At 55.7% G+C, this 21,430-nt stretch carries 20 protein-coding genes and 1 other annotated feature; of the genes, 12 read left to right on the forward strand and 8 right to left on the reverse strand.

Annotated features, from left to right (window positions below; genetic code table 11):
* Positions 1 to 57: 57 nt before the first annotated feature.
* The 3 genes from K6958_RS12970 to K6958_RS12980 all read right to left on the reverse strand — a co-directional run bounded on the left by K6958_RS12970 (position 58) and on the right by K6958_RS12980 (position 3,053).
* On the reverse strand, positions 58 to 1,116 hold the full coding sequence (locus tag K6958_RS12970; protein WP_249891484.1) for an FUSC family protein: 1,059 nt from the start codon (positions 1,114 to 1,116) through the stop codon (positions 58 to 60).
* A 317-nt stretch (positions 1,117 to 1,433) separates the two neighbouring features.
* Positions 1,434 to 2,597, reverse strand: a complete 1,164-nt coding sequence (dacD, locus tag K6958_RS12975) for a serine-type D-Ala-D-Ala carboxypeptidase DacD (protein ID WP_249894682.1) — start codon at positions 2,595 to 2,597, stop codon at positions 1,434 to 1,436.
* A 228-nt stretch (positions 2,598 to 2,825) separates the two neighbouring features.
* Positions 2,826 to 3,053: a YgdI/YgdR family lipoprotein gene (locus tag K6958_RS12980; RefSeq protein ID WP_249894683.1), complete on the reverse strand. Its 228-nt coding sequence runs from the start codon at positions 3,051 to 3,053 to the stop codon at positions 2,826 to 2,828.
* A 186-nt stretch (positions 3,054 to 3,239) separates the two neighbouring features.
* On the opposite strand from K6958_RS12980, the gene K6958_RS12985 reads away from it, so the two are divergent.
* The 4 genes from K6958_RS12985 to sbcB all read left to right on the forward strand — a co-directional run bounded on the left by K6958_RS12985 (position 3,240) and on the right by sbcB (position 8,804).
* Entirely contained in the window at positions 3,240 to 5,564 is a 2,325-nt protein-coding gene (locus K6958_RS12985; protein ID WP_249891485.1) for an FdhF/YdeP family oxidoreductase, read from the forward strand.
* Positions 5,565 to 5,880: 316 nt separating this feature from the next.
* Entirely contained in the window at positions 5,881 to 6,996 is a 1,116-nt protein-coding gene (locus K6958_RS12990) for a DUF6883 domain-containing protein (protein WP_249891486.1), read from the forward strand.
* An 11-nt stretch (positions 6,997 to 7,007) separates the two neighbouring features.
* Complete coding sequence (locus K6958_RS12995) at positions 7,008 to 7,202, forward strand: DUF4926 domain-containing protein (RefSeq protein ID WP_249891487.1); 195 nt, start codon at positions 7,008 to 7,010, stop codon at positions 7,200 to 7,202.
* A gap of 162 nt (positions 7,203 to 7,364) precedes the next feature.
* A complete protein-coding gene (gene sbcB, locus K6958_RS13000) occupies positions 7,365 to 8,804 on the forward strand; it encodes an exodeoxyribonuclease I (RefSeq protein ID WP_434085164.1) in 1,440 nt (479 codons plus the stop codon).
* Between the two features lie 47 nt (positions 8,805 to 8,851).
* On the opposite strand, the gene K6958_RS13005 is transcribed toward sbcB, so the two are convergent.
* The 4 genes from K6958_RS13005 to K6958_RS13020 form a co-directional block, all read right to left on the reverse strand.
* Positions 8,852 to 9,397: a YfaZ family outer membrane protein gene (locus tag K6958_RS13005; RefSeq protein ID WP_249891488.1), complete on the reverse strand. Its 546-nt coding sequence runs from the start codon at positions 9,395 to 9,397 to the stop codon at positions 8,852 to 8,854.
* Positions 9,398 to 9,627: 230 nt separating this feature from the next.
* Positions 9,628 to 10,989, reverse strand: coding sequence for an APC family permease (locus K6958_RS13010; protein ID WP_249891489.1), 1,362 nt, complete (start codon positions 10,987 to 10,989; stop codon positions 9,628 to 9,630).
* A gap of 310 nt (positions 10,990 to 11,299) precedes the next feature.
* Complete coding sequence (gene gabT / locus K6958_RS13015; protein WP_249891490.1) at positions 11,300 to 12,595, reverse strand: 4-aminobutyrate--2-oxoglutarate transaminase; 1,296 nt, start codon at positions 12,593 to 12,595, stop codon at positions 11,300 to 11,302.
* Positions 12,596 to 12,605: 10 nt separating this feature from the next.
* Positions 12,606 to 14,021: a glutamine synthetase family protein gene (locus K6958_RS13020; protein ID WP_277614676.1), complete on the reverse strand. Its 1,416-nt coding sequence runs from the start codon at positions 14,019 to 14,021 to the stop codon at positions 12,606 to 12,608.
* A 96-nt stretch (positions 14,022 to 14,117) separates the two neighbouring features.
* Here K6958_RS13020 and K6958_RS13025 point away from each other — a divergent pair, with 96 nt between their 5' ends.
* The 4 genes from K6958_RS13025 to K6958_RS13040 are packed head-to-tail and all read left to right on the forward strand — an operon-like array spanning position 14,118 to position 16,903.
* A complete protein-coding gene (locus K6958_RS13025; protein ID WP_249891491.1) occupies positions 14,118 to 14,288 on the forward strand; it encodes a hypothetical protein in 171 nt (56 codons plus the stop codon).
* Positions 14,289 to 14,306: 18 nt separating this feature from the next.
* Entirely contained in the window at positions 14,307 to 15,053 is a 747-nt protein-coding gene (gene puuD, locus K6958_RS13030) for a gamma-glutamyl-gamma-aminobutyrate hydrolase (RefSeq protein ID WP_434085165.1), read from the forward strand.
* Complete coding sequence (gene puuR / locus K6958_RS13035; RefSeq protein ID WP_249891493.1) at positions 15,050 to 15,607, forward strand: HTH-type transcriptional regulator PuuR; 558 nt, start codon at positions 15,050 to 15,052, stop codon at positions 15,605 to 15,607. Before puuD ends, puuR begins: the two co-directional genes overlap by 4 nt.
* 18 nt (positions 15,608 to 15,625) lie before the next feature.
* Positions 15,626 to 16,903, forward strand: coding sequence for an NAD(P)/FAD-dependent oxidoreductase (locus K6958_RS13040; RefSeq protein WP_249891494.1), 1,278 nt, complete (start codon positions 15,626 to 15,628; stop codon positions 16,901 to 16,903).
* A gap of 49 nt (positions 16,904 to 16,952) precedes the next feature.
* Here the strand turns inward: K6958_RS13040 and K6958_RS13045 are convergent, their stop codons facing one another.
* Positions 16,953 to 17,777: an SDR family oxidoreductase gene (locus tag K6958_RS13045; RefSeq protein ID WP_249891495.1), complete on the reverse strand. Its 825-nt coding sequence runs from the start codon at positions 17,775 to 17,777 to the stop codon at positions 16,953 to 16,955.
* Positions 17,778 to 17,947: 170 nt separating this feature from the next.
* Here K6958_RS13045 and hisL point away from each other — a divergent pair, with 170 nt between their 5' ends.
* From hisL to hisC, 4 genes are all read left to right on the forward strand, one after another.
* Entirely contained in the window at positions 17,948 to 17,995 is a 48-nt protein-coding gene (gene hisL / locus K6958_RS13050; RefSeq protein ID WP_100396937.1) for a his operon leader peptide, read from the forward strand.
* Positions 17,971 to 18,091: a sequence feature (His leader region), on the forward strand. (Overlaps the previous gene by 25 nt.)
* A gap of 44 nt (positions 18,092 to 18,135) precedes the next feature.
* Positions 18,136 to 19,035: an ATP phosphoribosyltransferase gene (hisG, locus tag K6958_RS13055; protein ID WP_249891496.1), complete on the forward strand. Its 900-nt coding sequence runs from the start codon at positions 18,136 to 18,138 to the stop codon at positions 19,033 to 19,035.
* A gap of 4 nt (positions 19,036 to 19,039) precedes the next feature.
* Positions 19,040 to 20,347, forward strand: coding sequence for a histidinol dehydrogenase (gene hisD, locus K6958_RS13060; RefSeq protein WP_249891497.1), 1,308 nt, complete (start codon positions 19,040 to 19,042; stop codon positions 20,345 to 20,347).
* Complete coding sequence (hisC, locus tag K6958_RS13065; protein WP_249891498.1) at positions 20,344 to 21,429, forward strand: histidinol-phosphate transaminase; 1,086 nt, start codon at positions 20,344 to 20,346, stop codon at positions 21,427 to 21,429. The genes hisD and hisC overlap by 4 nt, the downstream gene beginning before the upstream one ends.
* Position 21,430 lies beyond the last annotated feature (1 nt).

A 21,430-nucleotide genomic window follows, 5' to 3' on the forward strand; every position in this document is an offset into this window, starting at 1 on the left:
CTGTGGGATATTTTAGCGCGAAATCTTGCGTAGCCACAGCGTCGATTGTCGAAACGGCTATTTACGCATGGCCAGCCGAATCAGATCGGAGAGACGTTCCAGCTGTTTCGCCAGCTCCAGGCTTAGCCAGACATAGCCATGGATCGGCGTTTCCACCAGCCGGTCGCTGCCGTTTTCCGCAATCAGCTGTCGCAGTTCACGCACGATCTCCGCCAGCTCATGATTATTCGCCGCTACCCGGTCGGTGTTGCCGTTAATCAACATTTCCGCCAGCGCCTTAAAAGTATTTTCCGTCATTTGTTGGGTGCGGCGCAGGGTGGATGCATTCAGCAAGATCAGATGGCTGGCGCGGGAAGACCACCAGGCGTTAATTTGCAGCTCCAGCGTACAGAGAATATTGCGGTTAGTGGTCTGGATACCCTCCAGCACCGATTTCGGAATACGCGTCTCTTTGCTGGCAGGTTCCAGCAACGAACGCATCCGCACCACATCGGTCAATACCTGCTGCAAAGGTTTGGCGAGGCGCGGCTTATCCACCAGATTCGGTGAAAAGCCGGCATGATAAATTTTCGCCATTGACGCTAACGAATCGGAAAGTTTAATGCGCCAGTGGATATAGGCTTTTTGCGGCCAGATGCTGGTAAACAATAGCGCCAACAGCGAGCCGAGGATAACGTCGCCGCTGCGCCATAGCGCGGTGGTCATCTCGCCTGCCGGCGCGCCGCAAACCACCGCCAGGGTAATGCCAATCAGCAAGGCCATATAGGGCCGCTTACCCAGCGTCAGGTAGCCGCAGATAAACATCACCACCGTACACCACGCCAACATCGCTGGCAGCGAAATCAGCTCCAGCTTCAGCGCAATCAGCCCGGAAATCGAACCGAAAATGGTGCCGCCAATGCGCTGAAACGCGCGCGGGAAAACGTTGCCCCAGGAAGAGACCGGCCCCATGACCACTACCAGCGTAATCAGCGGCCAGCTACCCTCGGGGATTTCGCTCAGGCGCACCAGCAGGAAAGTTAAAACAAAGCCCAGCGCAATGCGTACACCATGAACGATACGGTAATGACGGTAAACGCTGAATTCAATGGCTGAAAGCGGCTTATCGGGGCGCAAGTGAACTCTCCGCAGTGATGAAAAAACGGGACGTTATCATAACCTGGAGTCACCAACGACATGAGACTTTCGTCTATATTTCGCTGATTTTTATCTTAATTTAACACTAATGAAAAGAGTAATTAACGTAACGAGCCGACTATTGGTTTACCTGACGTGGCTAATTGCAAATATTGCCGATCAGCTCTGGCTGTCGGCCTAACCACTCGGTTTGCATTAAGGCCAGGCGGATTGGCAAAGGAAAAGACAAGGAAAGGGAAAAAGCGATGACGCCGGAGAGTAACGGCAGAGACGCAACCTCGCCTCTGCCGGTAAAATTAAAGTTTCTTCTTCAGATAGTCGCCGATTTTCGTGACGATGCCGCCCTCTTCCACCTTATTCAGCGTCATCAGCGGATAGCTGGCCAGCACCTGATCTTTGTCGATCACCTGAATCGTGCCAACTTTCTCGCCCTGCTTCAGCGGCGCTTCCAGATCTTGGCGATCGATAACATATTTCGCTTTGATATTGTCCATTGCGCTACGCGGCACTGACAGATAGATATCTTCGGTGGTGCCTACCTCTACCTGATGCGGATTGCCGTACCAGACGGTTTCTTTACCCAGCGCCTTGCCAGCATGGAACAGCTGCACGGTATCAAAATTGCTGTTGCCCCAGATCAGCAGCTTGCGCGCCTGTTCTTCACGGCCTTTAGGACTTTTACCGCCCATGATCACCGCGATCAGCCGGTGGCGCCCTTCCAGGCTGGATGCAATCAGGTTAAAGCCGGCGCTTTCGGTATGGCCAGTTTTCAGGCCGTCGACATGCAGATTTTTATCCCACAGCAGGCCGTTGCGGTTTTGCTGGGTAATGCCATTCCAGGTCAGCGATTTCTCGCTGTACATCTGATAAAAGTCCGGCTCGCCGTTAATAATAGCGCGAGAGAGCACCGCCAGATCGCGCGCGGTGGTGTGCTGGCCGGGCGCATCCAGACCGTGAACGGTTTCAAAATGGGTGTGGGTGAGTCCCAGCTTCGCCGCATAGTCATTCATCATTTTGACAAAGGCGTCCTGGCTGCCGGCCACGTAATCAGCTAACGCGACGCAGGCATCATTGCCGGAATCGATGATCACGCCGCGACTCAGGTCGCGCACGGTTACCTGCTCGCCCGGCTTGAGGAACATCAGCGAAGAGCCCTTAAATACCGGATTACCGGCGCCCCAGGCATCCTGACCGATGGTGACTTTATCGTCGCGGCTGATACGGTGCTGATCGATAGCACGATCGACCACATAGCCGGTCATCAGTTTGGTCAGGCTGGCCGGATTGCGCTGTTCATCGGCGTTGCCCTCAGTCAGTATTTGCCCGGTCGTGGCATCCATCAGCACCCAGGATGCCGCATCCACCGGCGGCGGCGTCAGCGGAAAAGAGATAGCAGCCGCATGGGCCTGAAATGCCAAAAACAGAAAACCGGTAATAGTTGCAAGCTGACGCCTTTTCAACGGAACACCCTCAATCATAAACATGAATTTAACCAGGGCGTTGTTGTACGGGATTAAGCGCGGATTTATCTTAATAAATTGCAAATAATTATGTATTTAGTGGCGGCCTGGCTACTGTTTATTACGCCAGTTTGTTTCGGGACGCGAATAACCTACATTAGCTGCCAGCACGAAATAACAAAAAAGCCACCGGTCGGTGGCTTAGCTGATTAACATTCGCAGAGGAAATTAGTGCGGAATTTCGGTCATTGATTTCACGTCGGAACGGTTAATCTGCTGTTCGTTACCGTTGGCGTCTTTATACTTAATCAAGCCGGTAGCATTATCCTCTTTCGGTTTGCCATCGCTGACAATCGTACGTCCATCGTTAGTATGGATCGAGTAGTTGCTGCTGGAACAACCCGCTAACGGCAGGGCTGCGGCAAATGCAAATGCTATTAATGCGGTCTTTTTCATCATAACCTCCTGTTCAGATATTTACACTTAATGTTTAGCACACTTTAACCATTACGCAATTTATCGCTCTTTTCTTCGCCTGTAGCCTTTGTAATATTTCGAAAGCAATTCGCCCCCTGTTTTTCCCCCGTCCTGCCAGCGTGTTCTACGCTTTAGTAACAGTCTTACAACAAAATACAGAGAATTATGAAACACAAGAATCGTACTATTGGTATTGCCCCTTACGGCGGATCGGCAGGCGGCTGGGGCGCGTTGAAAGCCGTTGCCGATGCGTTACGTGGTCAGATGTCAGTAAAGCAGGACGTTATCGCTCTGTTTAAAGTTAACCAGCCGCAGGGTTTTGACTGTCCCGGTTGCGCATGGCCCGATCCCCGTCACGCCTCCTCTTTTGAATTTTGCGAAAACGGCGCTAAAGCGGTTTCCTGGGAAGCCACCAGCAAACGCACCACGCCAGAATTTTTCGCCGCACATACGGTAAGCGAGCTGTGGCAGCGCAACGCCTTTGAGCTGGAGGGCGAAGGCCGTCTGACCCATCCGATGAAATATGATGCTGCCAGCGATACCTATCAGCCAATTGAATGGGAAACCGCCTTTCGTGAAATAGGTGAAAAATTACAAAGCTATAGCGATCCGGACAGCGTTGAGTTTTATACTTCCGGACGCGCTTCCAACGAGGCGGCTTTTCTCTATCAGCTATTTGCCCGGGAATATGGCACTAACAACTTCCCGGACTGCTCCAATATGTGCCATGAACCGACCAGCGTCGGCCTGCCGCAGTCAATAGGCGTCGGCAAAGGCACCGTTGAGCTGGAAGATTTCGATCACTGCGATCTGGTGCTCTGTATCGGCCATAACCCCGGCACCAACCATCCGCGTATGCTCGGTACGCTACGTGAAGTCTCTAAACGCGGCGCGACCATCGTAGCGATTAACCCCCTGCGCGAGCGTGGACTGGAGCGCTTCACTTCGCCGCAAAGCCCGATTGAAATGCTGTCGCTCAGCTCTACCGCCCTGGCTTCCACCTACTATAAAGTGCGCGTCGGCGGCGATGCGGCGATGCTGAAAGGGGTGATGAAAGCGCTGCTTGCCATGCATGAGCGCGCGCTGAAAGAGGGTCAGCCGGGCGTTATCGACGAAGATTTTATCCGTGAACATACCGAAGGCTTTGAAGCGCTGAAGCAGGATTTGGATGCGACCGAATGGCCGCATATTCTGAAAGTCTCCGGGATGGATTACGAAGAAATCCTGAATATTGCGCGCCTGTATGCCAAATCAGAGAAAACCATTATCTGCTACGGCATGGGCATCACGCAGCATCAGTACGGTACTCAGAATGTTCAGCAAATCGCTAACCTGCTGCTGATGCGCGGCAATATCGGCAAGCGCGGCGCGGGGATCTGTCCACTGCGCGGTCACTCCAATGTACAGGGCGACCGCACCGTAGGCATTACGGAGATTCCTTCGCAGGAACTGCTCGACAGTATTGAAAAGGTTTTTGGCTTTAAACCGCCGCAACATCACGGGCACGGCGCCGTTGCTGCCATTCAGGCGATGCGCGACGGTAAAGCGAAAGCGCTGCTCTGTCTTGGCGGTAACCTGGCGGAGGCGATGTCCGATCCCAAAGTGACCTTTGAAGCGATGCGTAAGCTCGATTTAGTGGTGCACATGGCCACTAAATTAAATCGTTCGCATCTGCTGTTAGGCAAACATAACTATATTCTGCCGGTACTGGGCCGTACCGAGCAGGATGTGCAGGCCTCCGGCGAGCAGAGCATTACCGTGGAAGATTCCATGTCGATGGTTCACGCCTCGCGCGGTATGTTAAAACCCGCTTCGCCATATCTGAAATCAGAGCCGGCAATTGTTGCTGGATTGGCTAAAGCGACGCTGCCTGATACCAAAATTAACTGGGACCAAATGATCGGCGATTACAGCTTTATCCGCGCAGCGATTGAAGCGGTTTTCCCGGCCTTTAAAGATTACAACCGTCGCGTGCAGCAGCCGGGCGGTTTCCGCCTGCGCAACGCAGCTTCAGAGCGCGAGTGGAATACCCCTTCCGGCCGGGCGCAGTTTATGGTGATGGAAGGCGTTAATGAAGATCCGCGTTCGCTGAAATGCCACGATCTGGTGCTGACCACCTTGCGCAGCCACGATCAGTACAATACCACGCTGTACGGCCTGAACGATCGCTATCGCGGCGTGACCGGGCGACGCGATGTGCTGTTTATTAACGCGGACGAGGCGGAAAAACGCCAGTTGCGGGTGGGCGATAAGGTGAACATCATCGCACTTGACCCTGAGGGCAAACGTACCGATCGCCGCATGGATAATCTGACGATCGTGGTGCTGGATATGGCGCCCGGCTCGGTCGGCGCTTATTATCCGGAAGCGAATGTGATGGTGCCGCTTGATAGCCACGATACTGCCAGCGGCATTCCGGCGTATAAAAGCATTCCCATTGAGATGGAACCCTGCGCGGTGCCGGTAGAAACCTCCGGCGCACTGCGCTGATAAAAACCGAGCAATCGGTATTAAAGCCCCCGCAATGTCGGGGGCTTTAATATTTCAGGGGGGTATAAAAATATAAGCTTTCCAGGACTGGTGTAATAAATTGCTGATATTTAATGCGTACAGCCATAAATCACGGTTCGCGCCGGGATACTGGAATATATCGCACTCAGAAAAACAATTTATATCTGGCCATTAACCATATCAGTAACTTTTTCAGCTAAACATCAAACTGAGATAATCAGTTATCAGGATATTGTCTCTTTTCCTGACATATGGCATTGTTTGTCTATGCGTTTCTATCATAAGGATATGATATATGAGCTTCAGTCTGCCTGGCACCGATCTTTATTACCTGCCGCGCGACGATTTGGCGCCGGAAAGATACGAAGAAATAACCAGCCCTGTTTTTGCCTGGTCCCGAATTGGAGAAAAATATGTTTTTGATGACCGCCAGAGGCTGGATTTTAAGCTGATTAATATGCATGAGCGCGCCTTTAACGGTTACAACAACCAGCCGCCGCCGCACGGGCCACGGGAGCGGGAAAAGCTGAAAAGAATGCTCTTCAGCGGCGAGGTGGTGATGCTCGGCGGCAATTCTTTCTCAAAGGGAACGCTGTTCTATATTGATGAGCACGGCGCACTGATTTGCCGCGACCGGCTGGCGTTTAAGTTTGACGGGGCGCGGGATATTATCCGGGAATATAACCGGTCGGTTGCCCGCCGCGACTACAGCAAACGGGGCGGAAAACCGCGTCCCACGGCGTTACCTGCCCGCCAGGCGCAAATAAAACAGCCCGCGCCGCTGAGCGTCATCAACAGCAAAGCCGCCGGACGGCTGCTGGCGGCAGGCGGGATGTATAACGGCAACCCTGAAGGGTTCAGGCAGGTCGCGCAACAACTGGGAGGCGAGGCGCCCGCCGGTTATGACCAGATGATGTCGGACCAGGCCAAAGGCCTGCTGATTACGGGCGCTTCTGTTGCTGTCGGCCTTGGAATAGGTAGACTACATATAATAGATAATATAAAAAAATTACCAACTTATAACACTTCCCCATCTTTAGAATCTCCCTACCTGCAGGGGTTTATAACAAAGTCTGGAACGTTACTGAATGCTGAACATGCAGTAATAGACCCAAAAAAGCTCGCTAATTACGCATTAAACCCAGGCCACCCAATAGGGGGCAATAAGGCAAAAGTGTTTGAATCTGCATTGGGTTATAATTCATCTAATATGGATGACTTAATTTTCAAAGTTAAACAAGGCATACTCACTCATCCAGCGACACCAGGATTACATGATAACTTTGGCCAGAGAATGTCTGTAGATATGCAAATTATAGGTATCAATGGAAAAATAGAAGTTATCCGTACAGGCTGGATGTATGAGACGGAAGCTTTCGTCCCGCGTATGACAACCATTTATGTGAAATGACAAGGTAACAGATGAACTTATCACCTTTTGATATTATTTTCTTGAATGAAAACATGCCTGAATTAGGATTAGTTAAAGGTCAAAAAGGTGTAATTTTAGATGTATATAATTCACCTTCGCTAGCTTATGAAGTAGAGTTTTGCGATAAAGAGGGTAAAACGCTTTTATGCCTGGCTTTATCACCAGAACAGTTAAGACAGAATTAATTGAAACGCAACGGGTTATGTTGAAAGAAAGCCATCCGGATTTATAGTTAAAAGCGTAACGATAGCGATCCAAACCAGGCGCGGTAAAATCAACGCTATCTGGCGGTTCTGATGAACCGGAATATGGTTTACCATGTAACGAACATTACCACTCAGCAGTCAATGGATAACATTTTGGCCAACGAACGCGCGCAACCGACCTTCCTCTTTCATGATTATGAAACCTTTGGTAAAAGCCCGGCGCTGGATCGACCGGCGCAGTTTGCCGGCATCCGCACCGATATGGATTTCAATATTATCGGCGAACCGGAAGTGTTCTATTGCCAGCCCGCCGATGACTATCTACCGCAGCCGGAAGCGGTGATGATCACCGGTATTACGCCGCAGCTGGCACGGGCGCGCGGCGTTAAGGAAGCGGAATTCGCCCGGCGTATTCATGAGATTTTCACCGTCGAAAATACCTGCGTGGTGGGCTATAACAATGTGCGCTTTGATGATGAAGTCACACGTAATATCTTCTATCGCAACTTCTACGATCCCTACGCCTGGAGCTGGCAGAACGGCAATTCGCGCTGGGATCTGCTGGATGTGATGCGTGCCTGTTATGCGCTACGCCCGGATGGGATTGTCTGGCCGGAAAATGAAGATGGTCTGCCCAGCTTTAAGCTGGAACAGCTGACGCAGGCTAACGGCGTGGAGCATACCCAGGCGCATGATGCGATGTCGGATGTCTATGCCACCATCGCCATGGCGAAGCTGGTTAAAACCAAACAGCCGAAGCTGTTCGATTTTCTCTTCAGCCATCGTACCAAACAGAAAATCAATACGCTGATTGATATCCCACAGATGAAGCCGCTGATGCATATTTCCGGCATGTTCGGCGCACTGCGCGGTAATACCAGCTGGATTGCGCCGCTGGCCTGGCATCCGGAAAACCGTAATGCGCTGATTGTCTGCGACCTGGCTGGCGATATTACGCCGCTGCTGGCGCTGGACGCCGACGCCCTGCGCCAGCGCCTCTATACGCCGCGCCAGCAGCTGGGCGATGAGGCCGCTGTGCCAATTAAACTGGTGCATATCAATAAATGTCCGGTGCTGGCGCCAGCGAATACGCTGCGACCGGAAGATGCCGAGCGGCTTGGCATCGATCGCCAGCACTGCCTGAATAATCTGGCGCAGCTGCGTCAGCATGTGGAAATCCGTGAAAAAGTGGTGGCGTTGTATGCCGAAGCGGAGCCTTTTACCCCTTCGCAGGATGTGGACGCCCAGCTCTATAACGGCTTTTTCAGCGATGCCGATAAAGCGGCGATGAACATTATTCAGCAAACCACGCCCGCCAATCTGCCCGCGCTGGATCTGACGTTCAACGATGAGCGCATCGCCCAGCTACTGTTTCGCTATCGTGCGCGGAATTTTCCCGGCACGCTCGACGATAGCGAGCAGCAACGCTGGCTGCAGCATCGCCGTGAGGCCTTAAACAGCGAACGTATTGAATCCTTCCTGCTGGAGCTGGAATCGCTGGCTAACCTGCACGACGGCGACAATGAAAAATTAGCGCAGCTGAAGGCGCTGTATGACTACGCACGCGAACTGGTCTCATAAAAAAAGCCGTCCTGATGGACGGCTTTTTTCTCTGTTGCACTAAGGCATCAGAAGCGCAGCGAGGCGCCAATGTAAGGGCCATCAGCCAGCACGTTATCTTTACGGTCGCCTTTGTTGTTCAGCTCGGCGTATTTATAGCCAACGCGCACGTTCAGCAGCGAAATCGGCGTAAAGCTGATACCGCCGGAGGCTTCCTGATAGCTGTCGAGATGATCGGTAAACGCTTCCGGTGAGTAATAATATTCGCCATACAGGCCGATCATGTTGGTTACCGGCAGACTCACGCCAGCACCTACGGCGGCGGCAAAACCATCTTTACCATCTTCCGGATCGATCCACATGGCTTTGATGCCCGGCGTCAGGAAAACAGAGCCGATCTCTACGTTATAGCCCAGACGCAGACCGGAAACGTCGCCGTCATGGTCGCTACGCATCCAGTTGCCGGACAGGCTCAGGCCAGGGGAAGTGGTTCCCAGTCCAACGTTCAGGTTGGTGTAATGTTCACCCACATCAACGCTGCCTTCGATAGCCTGCGCTGCTCCCGTTGCCAACATCAGCGCAACACCGCTGCTTACCACTACTTTTTTAAACATTGCCAACTCCATTGATTCAGGCAGAAATTGCTGGCGCAGGGTAACCAGGCGCGCGGCGGGTTACAAGGCCTTTTGTCCGAACCGGAGTCTGCCGCCCCGGCGGGGCGAAGCCGTATACCGGTAAAAAGCCGCGCCGATAGCCTTTCGTCCATAAAAAAGGCCAGACGCTCGTCTGGCCTTCGCGCCCGGCCGCTAACGCTAGCGCGGGCGTTTTATCAACAATCGCTGAATCAGAGCGATTCTTCGCTATACTGCGGCACTGGATTACGGAAGCTGCGGGTAACCACGGCGAGATAAATAATCCCAACCGCGGCCCAGATCAGCCCCAGCACCATTGAGCTCTCTTCAAGGTTCACCCAAAGCGCGCCGACCGTCAGCGCGCCGCACAGCGGCAGCAGCAGATAGCTGATATTGTCTTTCAGCGTATAACGACGCTTTTCACGGATCCAGAACTGTGCAATGACCGACAGGTTAACGAAGGTAAAGGCCACCAGCGCACCGAAGTTAATCAGCGCCGTTGCCGTTACCAGGTCAAAGCGGATCGCCAGCAGCGCGATAGCGCCAACCAGCAGCACGTTCAGCGCCGGCGTACGCCATTTCGGATGTACGTAGCCGAAGAAACGCTCCGGGAACACGCCGTCACGTCCCATCACGTACATCAGACGGCTTACGCCCGCATGCGCCGCCATGCCGGAAGCCAGCACCGTGATACAGGAGAAAATCAAAATGCCGAACTGAAAGGTTTTACCCGCCACGTAGAGCATGATTTCCGGCTGCGAGGCGTCAGGATCCTTAAAGCGCGAAATATCCGGGAAATAGAGTTGTAAGAAGTAAGACACCACGATAAAGATGATGCCGCCCACCAGCGCCGTCAGGAAGATCGCTTTAGGGATCACGCGCTCTGCATCTTTGGTCTCTTCAGAAAGCGAACTGATGCCATCGAAGCCGAGGAACGAGAAACACAGAATGGTCGCTCCGGTGATCATCGGCACCACATGCGCATGTTCCGACCAGAACGGACGACTGCTCACCAGCGTGCCCGCGCCTTCACCGTGCGCCACGCCATAAATTACCATCGCCGTCAGCGCGATCATCACTGCAACCTGCAGCACCACGATCAGACTGTTGAAGTTGGCGACGGTTTTAATGCCGCGCAGGTTTGTCAGCGTCATAAAGCCGACCAGCAGCACCACAAAGATCCAGGACGGCAGATCCGGCACCAGCGCTTCAAAATAGATTTTCGCCAGCAGAATGTTGATCATCGGCATAAACAGATAATCAAGCAGCGATGACCAGCCAACCATAAAGCCAACGTGCGGGCTAATGGTTTTCTGCGCGTAAGTATAAGCGGAGCCCGCCGATGGGAAGCGGTGTACCAGCTTACCGTAGCTCAGCGCAGTAAACAGGATCGCAATCAATGCAAAGGCGTAAGCGGTGGCGACGTGACCGTCGGTCAGACCAGAAACGATCCCAAAGGTATCGAACAGCGTCATCGGCTGCATATAGGCCAGACCAATCATCACCACCGGTAATAAAGTCAGTGTTTTTTTCAGCTGTGCGCGCGGCTGCGCGGATTGGGTATTATGCGTCATGGTTTAGTCCCCCCATAGCGGCGGCCGAATTGGGGCAAACCACAGGGAAACTTCGCGCTATGCGAGAAAGAGTCTTCAGAGGCGTGAGGGAAGAAGCGTCGGTAAGGCGACCGATCGCGCCATAATCATCACGGAGACGAACACCAGCGAAGGCCGGTGAGAAGTTAACGAGTTGCCCCATCTTGTTTTCCTTTAAACCACACGGTGAACGTGTTACGTGTATCTATCCGGCACGTTGGCCGGCCTCTTTTATGGATTAGCCTGGTTAAATGCAAAAAAATAACCGACGCGTAAAGCGCCGGTTATTGTTCTATTTTGCAGGGCGCATATTCTGCACTACCTGGAGGCAGGATGACAAGATGTTAAGACCTTCAGATACAATTTCTTTTTCGGCCGTTAACGGGATCAGAAAACGGATAACATTGGCGCGAACGCCACAGGCCAACAGCACCAGCCCCTGACGTCCCGCCTCCTGTACCAGCGCCTGCGTCAGCGCCTTTGCCGGACGCTGCGCATCGCCCTCTTCCACCAGCTCCATAGCGATCATCGCCCCAAGGTGGCGGATGTCGCCGATGCAGTCATACTGCGTCGCCAGCTGGCGCAGGAAAGCCACCACCTGTTCACCCTGCTGCTGCGCGCGCTGATTAAGCTGCTCGCGTTCGATAATCTCCACCACCGCCAGCGCCGCGGCAATGCCCATCGGCGAACCGGCATAAGTGCCGCCCAGCCCGCCCGCCTGCGCTTTTTGCATCAGCGACGCGCGCCCCACCACCGCCGACAGCGGGAAGCCGCCGGCCAGGCTTTTCGCCATGGTGATCAAATCAGGCTCGACGCCGCTGTGTTCAATGGCAAAGGTTTTGCCGGTGCGACAAAAGCCGCTCTGGATCTCATCCGCGATCAGCACAATGCCGTGCTCATCGCACAACTGGCGCAGCTGACGCATAAAGTTGGGCGAGGCGGCATAAAATCCGCCCTCGCCCTGTACCGGTTCGATAATAATCGCCGCCACATCATCCGGAGAGACGTCAGCCGCAAAGATCCCTTGCAGCGCGCCCAGCGCCTGGCTTTCGCTGATGCCCAAATAGCTGACGGGATAAGGCGCATGAAAGATGCCGCCCGGAAAAGGACCGTAGCCCTTTTTATACGGCTGCACTTTACCGGTCAGCGCCATGCCCAGCAGCGTGCGGCCATGAAATCCGCCGCGAAAGGCGATCACGCCGGCGCGGCCGGTGGCAATACGCGCCACCTTGATGGCGTTTTCCACCGCTTCCGCGCCGGTAGACATCAGCAGCGTTTGCGTCGGCTCGGCAATCGGCACCAGCGCATTCAGCTTTTCCGCCAGCTCAACATAACTGCCATAGGGCGTGACCTGAAAGCAGGGATGCGTAAAGCACTCCAGCTGCGCCTGCACCGCACGCATGACGTCCGGATGGTTATGGCCGGTGTTTAACACCGCGATCCCCGAGGCGAAATCGATATAGCGTCGCCCTTCGACATCCCACAGTTCGGCGTTGCGCGCTTTAGCGATATAGACCTGAAGGGAATTACCCACGCCGGGCGTGACCGCCGCCTCGCGCCGCGCCTGCCACTGTTGATTGGTTTGCATGATTAACACCTCAGGCGTTTTTTAACATCCAGTCGATTTCAGTTGCGGTAATCAGCCGTTCAAACTGCATCAGCTCATGATGTTTGCAGCTGTGCCAGACAAAACTAAAGCGTTCGCCCAACAAATCCTGCAACGCGCGATTGTGGGTAAACAGATCAAGCGCTTCGCTCTGACGCACCGGCAGCGGCGAACCTTCCGCTTCATGCCCGTTGCCGGTTACTGCGGCCGGCAGCGGCAGCGCATTGTCCAGCCCATGCAGAATGCCGGCAAAAATGGCGGCCATTACCAGCCAGGGGTTGGCGTCCGCTCCGGCCACGCGATATTCAACGCGGCGGTTTTCAATATCGCCGCAGGGAATGCGCAGCGCAACGGTGCGGTTGTTGTGCCCCCACGACGCCTGCAGCGGTACCCAGGATTCCGGACAGAAGCGGCGATAGGCATTCACGTTAGGCGCCAGTAGCGCCATTGAGGCGGGCATCAGATCGATCATCCCGGCCAGCGCCCGTTTCAACAGCGGCGAGTCGCTACCGTCGTCGCAGGCAAAGGCGTTATGGTCGGCGGCATCGAGCATGCTGACATGCACATGCATCCCGCTACCGGCGTACTCTTCATAAGGTTTCGCCATAAAGGTGGCGGTCATGCCGTGGTTTTCCGCGACCTGACGGATCAACCGCTTGAGCTGCAATGCATGATCGCAGGCGCTCAGCACGTTGCGCGTGTGGCGCAGGTTGATTTCGAACTGCCCGGGTGACGCTTCCGCCAGCGCGCCGTCGCCAGGAATACCCTGCAACTGCGCCAGACGATCGATATCGCCCAACACCTGCGAGAAATGATCGAGATTATCGACGGAATAGACCTGGCTTTGCATACTGCGTTCATCGCTGCCGGGCGTACAGGGCGGTTGAATATAGCCGTCATGGTCGCGTTGTTTATCGACCAGATAGAACTCCAGCTCTACCGCTACCACCGGAAACAGTCCCCGGTTGCGCAAGCGCTGCCAGAGGTTGTTTAAGACATTACGGGGTTCAACGTCAAAGGGAGTGCCATCTTGATTACGCATCGTCAGCAGCAACTGCGCAATGCGGTCGGGATCGGAAGCGGAAGGAACCAGCGTGCCCTCAACGGGGATACAGATATTATCCGGCTCGCCCAGCGCCTGGCCTAATCCAGCCTGCTCGACGGTGTTGCCCAGAATATCCATCGCAAATACGGAGGCCGGGAAATAACAGCCCTTTTCCAGTTTCGCCAGGCTGCCGATGGGAATACGTTTACCGCGAAAAATACCGTTTAGATCGTTAAGAAGAATATCGACATATTGCGTTTCAGGATGGCGTTCCAGATAGGTTTTTACCTCATTCTGGAACGCGCTGGTTCGCATCTCTTCACTATGTCTTGTGAAGTCCTCTACTTCTACCAGGTTAGTCATGATCCCACCCGCCCTTTACCGTTTCAGAAGGATTGCGCGTACTGCTCAAAATAACGGCCATATTTAGAACATAGTCATAAGTCAAAAAGTGTGCAAATGTTACAGAGTGGTTTGAATATTGAACAAAGCCTGACTAGATTGAAAACAGATGCGCCTGAACCACAGGCGACGCTCTCTCCCGCTACCGGGCAGCCAGCGCCTGAAACCGGGCGCTTAAATCAGCCTGTTCAGGGCGGCTTTGTCAGAAATATTTGCCAGCCGGAGTGAAAAGATGTGGAAAGAATAATGGACAAACCGCTGATCGGCGTGGTGATGTGCCATACGGTAAAGGATGGGCATCCCACCTGGGTGCTTCATCAAAAATATCTTGATGCGATTATGGATGTCGGCGGCGTGGTTACCGCACTGCCCCACCGGCCCGGACTGGGCGAGACCATTTCCCACCGTACGCTGCCGCTGCTTGATGGACTGCTGCTGCCCGGCAGCCCCAGCAATATCGAACCCTGGCGCTATAACGTTTCAGGAGAAGAGAGCGAGAGCGACCCCGGACGGGATGAACTGGCGCTGACGCTGATCCCACAGGCGCTGAAACTGCGCCTGCCGCTGCTGGCGATTTGCCGCGGCATGCAGGAGTTGGTGGTGGCCGCGGGCGGCACGCTGAATCGGCAGCTTCCCAGCGAGCAGGTGCTGCATTATGCCGATACCGATGCGCCGCTGGCCGAGCAATATGCGCCAGCGCATCCCGTTCAGCTAATGGCCGACGGTCAGCTGGCGCGTCTGTTGGGCGGTGCCAGATCGTTACAGGTGAATTCACTGCATAAGCAGGGCATTAAGGATGCAGGGCCGCGCTTACAGGCTGAAGCTACCGCCGCGGATGGCGTGATTGAAGCGGTCAGCATCCCCGATCATCCGTTTGCCATTGGCGTTCAGTGGCATCCGGAGTGGCGCTATCAGGATTCAGACGCCTCGTCCCGGCTGTTTGAGGCATTTATCAACGCCTGTCACCACTATCGCAAGGAAAAACGGCTATGAACGAAGCCACTCTCGCCCCCGGACGCCGCCTGTCTCAAATCCGGCAAGAGTTAGGTTTGTCGCAGCGGCGCGTTGCTGAGCTCGCCGGTCTGACGCACAGCGCTATCAGCACCATTGAACAGGATAAAGTCAGCCCGGCGGTCAGTACCCTACAAAAGCTACTCACAGTTTACGGGCTGTCGCTGTCGGAATTCTTTTCAGAGACGGTGAAAAATACGCCGCCGAAAATTGTTATTGAGCCGCATGAGCTGATTGATATCGGCAGTCAGGGCGTTTCGCTGAAGCTAATCCATAACGGCCGCGCCAGCCATAATCTGGCGATGCTGCTGGAAACCTATCAGCCGGGCTCAACCACTGGCGAAAAAATCCGCCATCCGGGCGAGGAAACCGGCACGCTGCTGGAGGGCGAAATTACCCTGACCATTAGCGGGCAGCGCTATCTGCTGCAGGCCGGGCAAAGTTATGTCATCGATACCGGACAGCCGCACAGCTTTAGCAATACCTCGAATCGGGTCTGCCGTATTGTCAGCGCCCACACGCCCGCTAACTTCTAAGCGCCTGAGGAGACCGCAGTGAATCATGTGGACAGCTATTACGCCGCAACGGCGAATCCGCATCAACCCTGGCCACAGCTGGATGGCTCGGTGCAGTGCGATGTATGCATTATCGGCGCCGGGTTTACCGGTCTCTCTTCCGCGCTGTTTTTAACCGAAGCCGGCTATGAGGTGGTGGTGCTGGAGGCGGCGCGCGTCGGCTACGGCGCCAGCGGACGCAACGGCGGCCAGGTGGTGAATTCTTATAGCCGAGATATTGATGTGATTGAGCAGCGTTACGGCGCGGATGCGGCGCGTATGCTGGGCAGCATGATGTTTGAGGGCGCCGATATTATCCGCGATCGTATCGATCGCTATGCTATCGACTGCGATTACCGTCCCGGCGGTATTTTCGCCGCGCTGAACGCCCGTCAGATGCAACATCTGCGCGCGCAGCAGCGCCTGTGGGAACGCTACGGCAATCAGCAGCTTGACCTGCTGGATGAGCGCGGTATCCGGCGCGCCATCGCAACCGAACGCTATGTCGGCGGACTGTTGGATCGGCGCGGCGGTCATCTGCATCCGTTAAATCTGGCGCTGGGCGAGGCGGAAGCGATACGGCGTCATGGCGGCCGAATTTATGAACAGTCGGCGGTGGAAAAAGTGATCTACGGCGCGCCCAACCTCGTTAAAACCGCGCGGGGCGACGTCAGCGCTAAGTATGTCATCTTTGCCGGTAACGCCTATCTTGCCCCGGAGCTGGAGCCGCGCCTGAGCCGCAAAAGCATGCCCTGCGGTTCGCAAATCGTTACCACCGAGCCGCTTAGCGCGGACCAGGCGCTGTCGCTGCTGCCGGATAATTACTGTGTCGAAGATTGTAACTACCTGCTGGACTATTTCCGTTTAACCGCCGATAACCGCCTGCTGTACGGCGGCGGCGTTATCTACGGCGCCCGTGAGCCACAGGATATCGCCGCGCTGATCCGTCCCAAGCTGCTGAAAACCTTCCCGCAGCTGCAAAATGTCAAGCTCAGCCACAGCTGGAGCGGTAACTTCTTGCTGACGCTGTCGCGTATGCCGCAGCTGGGGCGTCTGGATAAACAGGTTTACTATATTCAGGGCGACAGCGGGCATGGCGTCACCTTTACCCATCTGGCCGGCAAGCTGGTGGCGGAAACGCTACGCGGCGACGCCGAACGTTTTGATGCCTTCGCCCGGCTGCCGCATCTGCCTTTTCCCGGCGGCCGGCGGTTTAAAGTGCCGCTAACCGCCGTGGGCGCCGCCTGGTATGCGCTGCGCGATCGGCTTGGCGTCTGATAACAGCAGGCTGTCGGCCGGCCGCCGCAAAGCGGATCAGGGGATGCGCTTAACCCAGCGGCATGGTCACGGGATCGGGATAGCGGTACTCAAAACCCAGCTCATCACAGATTTTATTGCCATCGATAATCTTGCCGTGTTGATTTTCGGCCGCGGCAAAAGTCGGCGGCGTTAATCCCAGTTGCTGGGCCACCGCCGTATAAAACTGCTGGCGAGCCGGATGCGCCGGGGCGCTCAGGTTATAGATATGGCCGCCTTTCGGCGTTTGCAGCAGCAGCGTAATGGCGGCGACCACATCATCCAGATGCACCAGATTCACCCCATGCTCGCCATCCGGCACGTTGGTTTTACCAGCCAGAAAACGCCCCGGATGACGTTTAGGCCCCACCAGCCCGGAAAGCCGCAGAATATCGACCGAGGTACCCGGCAGATCGTGCAGCCAGTTCTCCAGCTCCACCAGCGTTTGCCCAGCGACGGTCACCGGCTGCAGCGGGCTGGTTTCTTTCATCACGCCAGCACCGTTGCCGTAAACCGAGGTGGAGCTGGTGAAAATAATGCGCGGCACGTTAAACGCCAGCGCGCTATCCACCAGGTTTTGCACCGCGCGCAGATAATTCTCGCCGCCCTCTGCCGTCCGGCTGGCCGGCAGGGTGACCACCAGCGCATCCACTGACAGCAGCGCCTCCAGTTCATCGGCATCGCACTCCAGCTCTGGCGTCAGCCGCAGCTCACAGCTGGCGATGCCGCACATGCGCGCCGCCTCGACGCCGTCCGGCGTGGTTTTACTGCCGGTGACCTGCCAGCCGCGCGCCGTTAACGCCGTTGCCAGCGGCATGCCCAGCCATCCCAGACCTACAATCGCGACTTTTTTCATCTTCACTCCTGACGCTTTAGCTTGATTAATACTAAGGCTACGTCACGCCTCGCAGCGTGACAATCTTCGCGCAACAAGAGATTTTCCCGGTCGGCGAAAAAACGGTTGCCAATGGGCGCTATCTCCGCTAGGTTAATTGACAGGCAAATGAATATACATGCAGAGAAATTATGACACGCGTTCAGTTCAACCATCATCATCACCATCATCCTGACTAGTCTTTCAGGCGATGTGTGCTGGAAGACGTTTAGGATCTTCCAGTGGTGCAGAGCGCAAATGGCCCCCGGAAGATCTTCTTCCGGGGGCTTTTTTTTGGCTGACTGCAACAGACAGGATAAATGACAAGAGGACTGGAGAGATGTTAGATAACACCCGTTTACGCATAGCTATGCAAAAATCTGGCCGTTTAAGCGATGAATCACGCGAGCTGTTGGCGCGCTGCGGCATTAAAATTAATCTGCAGCAACAGCGCCTGATCGCCTTTGCTGAAAACATGCCAATCGATATTTTGCGCGTGCGTGATGATGATATCCCCGGCCTGGTGATGGATGGCGTAGTGGATCTCGGCATCGTCGGTGAAAACGTGCTGGAAGAAGAGCTGCTGACCCGCCGCGCGCAGGGTGAAGATCCGCGCTATTTTACCCTGCGCCGCCTCGATTTCGGCGGCTGCCGTCTGTCACTGGCGATGCCGGTTGATGAAGAATATACCGGCGTCCAGTGCCTGCAAAATTCGCGTATCGCCACCTCCTATCCTCATCTGCTGAAACAGTATCTTGATAAACAGGGCGTCGCTTTTAAATCCTGCCTGCTGAATGGCTCTGTCGAAGTGGCGCCGCGCGCCGGTCTGGCCGATGCTATCTGCGATCTGGTCTCTACCGGCGCCACGCTGGAAGCTAACGGCCTGCGCGAAGTGGAAGTGATTTATCGTTCGAAAGCGGTACTAATCCAGCGCGACGGCGAACTCTCCGCCGCCAAGCAAGAGCTGGTGGATAAGCTGATGACGCGTATTCAGGGCGTGATCAAAGCGCGTGAATCGAAATACATTATGCTGCACGCGCCAAGCGAGCGGCTGGAGGAGGTGATTGCGCTGCTGCCAGGCGCTGAGCGTCCGACCGTCCTGCCGTTGGCGGGCGATCAAAGTCGCCTGGCGATGCACATGGTCAGCAGCGAGACCCTGTTCTGGGAAACCATGGAAAAATTAAAGGCGCTGGGCGCCAGTTCCATTCTGGTGCTGCCAATTGAGAAGATGATGGAGTAATGCCATGAGCCGCTTTGACACGCTTACAGACTGGCAGCAGTGCGACGAGGCGCAGCAGCAGGCGCTGCTGATGCGGCCTGCGATTTCCGCTTCCGACAATATTACGCAAACGGTGCGAACGATTCTGGCTCGCGTTAGCGAAGCGGGCGACGCCGCGCTGCGTGAGTATAGCGCTGCCTTTGATAAAACCCAGGTTGACGAGCTGCGCATCAGCGCGCTTCAGATTGCCGAAGCGGCTGCACGGCTCGACGATAACGTGAAGCAGGCGATGGCGGTAGCGGTGGCGAATATCGAAACCTTTCACCGCGCCCAGCAGCTGCCGACAGTGGATATTGAAACCCAGCCGGGCGTGCGTTGCCAGCAGGTGACCCGCCCGATCCGTTCCGTGGGGCTCTATATCCCCGGCGGTTCAGCGCCGCTGTTCTCTACCGTACTGATGTTGGCCACCCCGGCGCGCATTGCAGGCTGCGCCCGCGTGGTGCTCTGCTCGCCGCCGCCGATTGCCGATGAAATTCTCTACGCCGCGCAGCTGTGCGGCGTGCAGGAAGTGTTTCAGGTCGGCGGCGCGCAGGCGATTGCCGCCCTCGCCTTCGGTACCGAATCGGTGCCGAAAGTGGATAAGATTTTTGGCCCCGGCAACGCCTGGGTAACCGAAGCCAAGCGCCAGGTAAGCCAGCGTCTGGATGGCGCGGCGATCGATATGCCGGCCGGTCCGTCCGAAGTACTGGTGATTGCCGATGAAGAGGCTACGCCCGCGTTTGTCGCTTCCGATCTGCTGTCGCAGGCAGAGCACGGCCCTGACTCACAGGTGATTCTGCTGACGCCGTCGCGCCGTCTGGCTCAGGCGGTGGCCGAAGCGGTGGAAGCGCAGCTGGAACAGCTGCCGCGCGCCGCCACTGCGCGTCAGGCATTAGCCAGCAGCCGTCTGATCGTCGCGCGCGATCTGCAGCAGTGCGTGGAGATCTCTAATCGTTACGGGCCGGAACACCTGATTATACAGACGCGCCAGCCGCGCGAGCTGGTGGATCAGATTACCAGCGCCGGTTCGGTGTTTCTCGGTGACTGGTCGCCGGAGTCAGCAGGCGATTATGCCTCCGGCACCAATCATGTGCTGCCAACCTATGGTTATACCGCTACCTGCTCCAGCCTCGGCCTGGCTGATTTTCAAAAGCGCATGACGGTGCAGGAGCTAACGCCGCAGGGTTTCCTCAACCTGGCCCCCACTATTGAGACGCTGGCCGCCGCCGAGCAGCTGATCGCCCATAAAAATGCCGTTACGCTGCGCGTTGCCGCGCTGAAGGAGCAAGCATGAGCCTGAATATTGCTGAATTAGCGCGTGCTAACGTGCGGGCGCTGACACCTTATCAGTCGGCGCGTCGTCTCGGCGGCAACGGCGACGTCTGGCTGAACGCCAACGAATACCCGCTGCCGGTCCCGTTTGAACTGTCGCAAAACAGCCTGAACCGTTATCCGGAGTGCCAGCCAAAGCAGGTGATTGAGCGTTACGCCGCCTACGCCGGTCTGAACCCGGATCAGGTGCTGGTTAGCCGCGGCGCGGATGAAGGTATTGAACTGCTGATCCGCGCTTTCTGCGAGCCCGGTCAGGACGCTATTCTGTTCTGTCCGCCTACTTATGGCATGTACAGCGTGAGCGCTGAAACTATCGGCGTGGAATATCGCACCGTGCCGGCGCTGGATAACTGGCAGCTGAATCTGCCCGCTATCGCCGCCGCGCTGGACGGCGTGAAGCTGGTCTATATGTGCAGCCCGAATAATCCCACCGGTAATTTGATTGACCCGCAGGCTATCCGCGAGCTGCTGGAAATGACGCGCGGCAAAGCGTTGGTGGTGGCTGACGAAGCCTATATCGAATTTTGTCCGCAGGCGACGCTGGCCGGCTGGATTGCGGAATATCCGCATCTGGTGGTGCTGCGCACCCTGTCAAAAGCCTTTGCGCTGGCGGGCCTGCGCTGCGGCTTTACCCTGGCCAATGCCGCGGTTATCGAGCTGCTGCTGAAAGTGATCGCGCCCTACCCGCTCTCTACGCCGGTGGCTGATATCGCCGCGCAGGCGCTAAGCGATGAGGGCGTTGCGCTGATGCGTCGGCATGTCGTTGAGCTAAACGCTAACCGCGCCTGGCTGGCGGCGGCGCTGGCGCCGCTTGCCTGCGTGGAACAGGTATTTCCCAGCGAAACTAACTATATTCTGGTGCGCTTTACTGACTCTGCGACAGTATTTAAATCGCTGTGGGATCAGGGCATTATTTTGCGTGACCAGAACAAGAACCCGGGCCTCGCCGGATGCCTGCGCATTTCCATCGGCACCCGAAACGAGTGCGAGCGTCTGATCGCCGCACTGCAAGCCCTGCCCGGCGCCGCCGGCATTGTGGAGTAAG

This window comes from Mixta hanseatica, from assembly GCF_023517775.1.
Taxonomy (GTDB): Bacteria; Pseudomonadota; Gammaproteobacteria; order Enterobacterales; family Enterobacteriaceae; genus Mixta; species Mixta hanseatica.

Bases quoted from the DNA above. Each gene is read 5' to 3' on its own strand.
- hisD (WP_249891497.1), top strand. From the start codon at position 19,040: ATGAGCCGCTTTGACACGCTTACAGACTGGCAGCAGTGCGACGAGGCG.
- puuD (WP_434085165.1), top strand. From the start codon at position 14,307: ATGGACAAACCGCTGATCGGCGTGGTGATGTGCCATACGGTAAAGGAT.
- K6958_RS13020 (WP_277614676.1), bottom strand. From the start codon at position 14,021: ATGACTAACCTGGTAGAAGTAGAGGACTTCACAAGACATAGTGAAGAG.
- K6958_RS12985 (WP_249891485.1), top strand. From the start codon at position 3,240: ATGAAACACAAGAATCGTACTATTGGTATTGCCCCTTACGGCGGATCG.
- K6958_RS12980 (WP_249894683.1), bottom strand. From the start codon at position 3,053: ATGAAAAAGACCGCATTAATAGCATTTGCATTTGCCGCAGCCCTGCCG.
- K6958_RS13005 (WP_249891488.1), bottom strand. From the start codon at position 9,397: ATGTTTAAAAAAGTAGTGGTAAGCAGCGGTGTTGCGCTGATGTTGGCA.
- K6958_RS13010 (WP_249891489.1), bottom strand. From the start codon at position 10,989: ATGACGCATAATACCCAATCCGCGCAGCCGCGCGCACAGCTGAAAAAA.
- K6958_RS13045 (WP_249891495.1), bottom strand. From the start codon at position 17,777: ATGAAAAAAGTCGCGATTGTAGGTCTGGGATGGCTGGGCATGCCGCTG.
- puuR (WP_249891493.1), top strand. From the start codon at position 15,050: ATGAACGAAGCCACTCTCGCCCCCGGACGCCGCCTGTCTCAAATCCGG.
- gabT (WP_249891490.1), bottom strand. From the start codon at position 12,595: ATGCAAACCAATCAACAGTGGCAGGCGCGGCGCGAGGCGGCGGTCACG.
- sbcB (WP_434085164.1), top strand. From the start codon at position 7,365: ATGGATAACATTTTGGCCAACGAACGCGCGCAACCGACCTTCCTCTTT.
- hisG (WP_249891496.1), top strand. From the start codon at position 18,136: ATGTTAGATAACACCCGTTTACGCATAGCTATGCAAAAATCTGGCCGT.
- hisC (WP_249891498.1), top strand. From the start codon at position 20,344: ATGAGCCTGAATATTGCTGAATTAGCGCGTGCTAACGTGCGGGCGCTG.
- K6958_RS12995 (WP_249891487.1), top strand. From the start codon at position 7,008: ATGAACTTATCACCTTTTGATATTATTTTCTTGAATGAAAACATGCCT.
- K6958_RS12990 (WP_249891486.1), top strand. From the start codon at position 5,881: ATGAGCTTCAGTCTGCCTGGCACCGATCTTTATTACCTGCCGCGCGAC.
- K6958_RS13025 (WP_249891491.1), top strand. From the start codon at position 14,118: ATGTTACAGAGTGGTTTGAATATTGAACAAAGCCTGACTAGATTGAAA.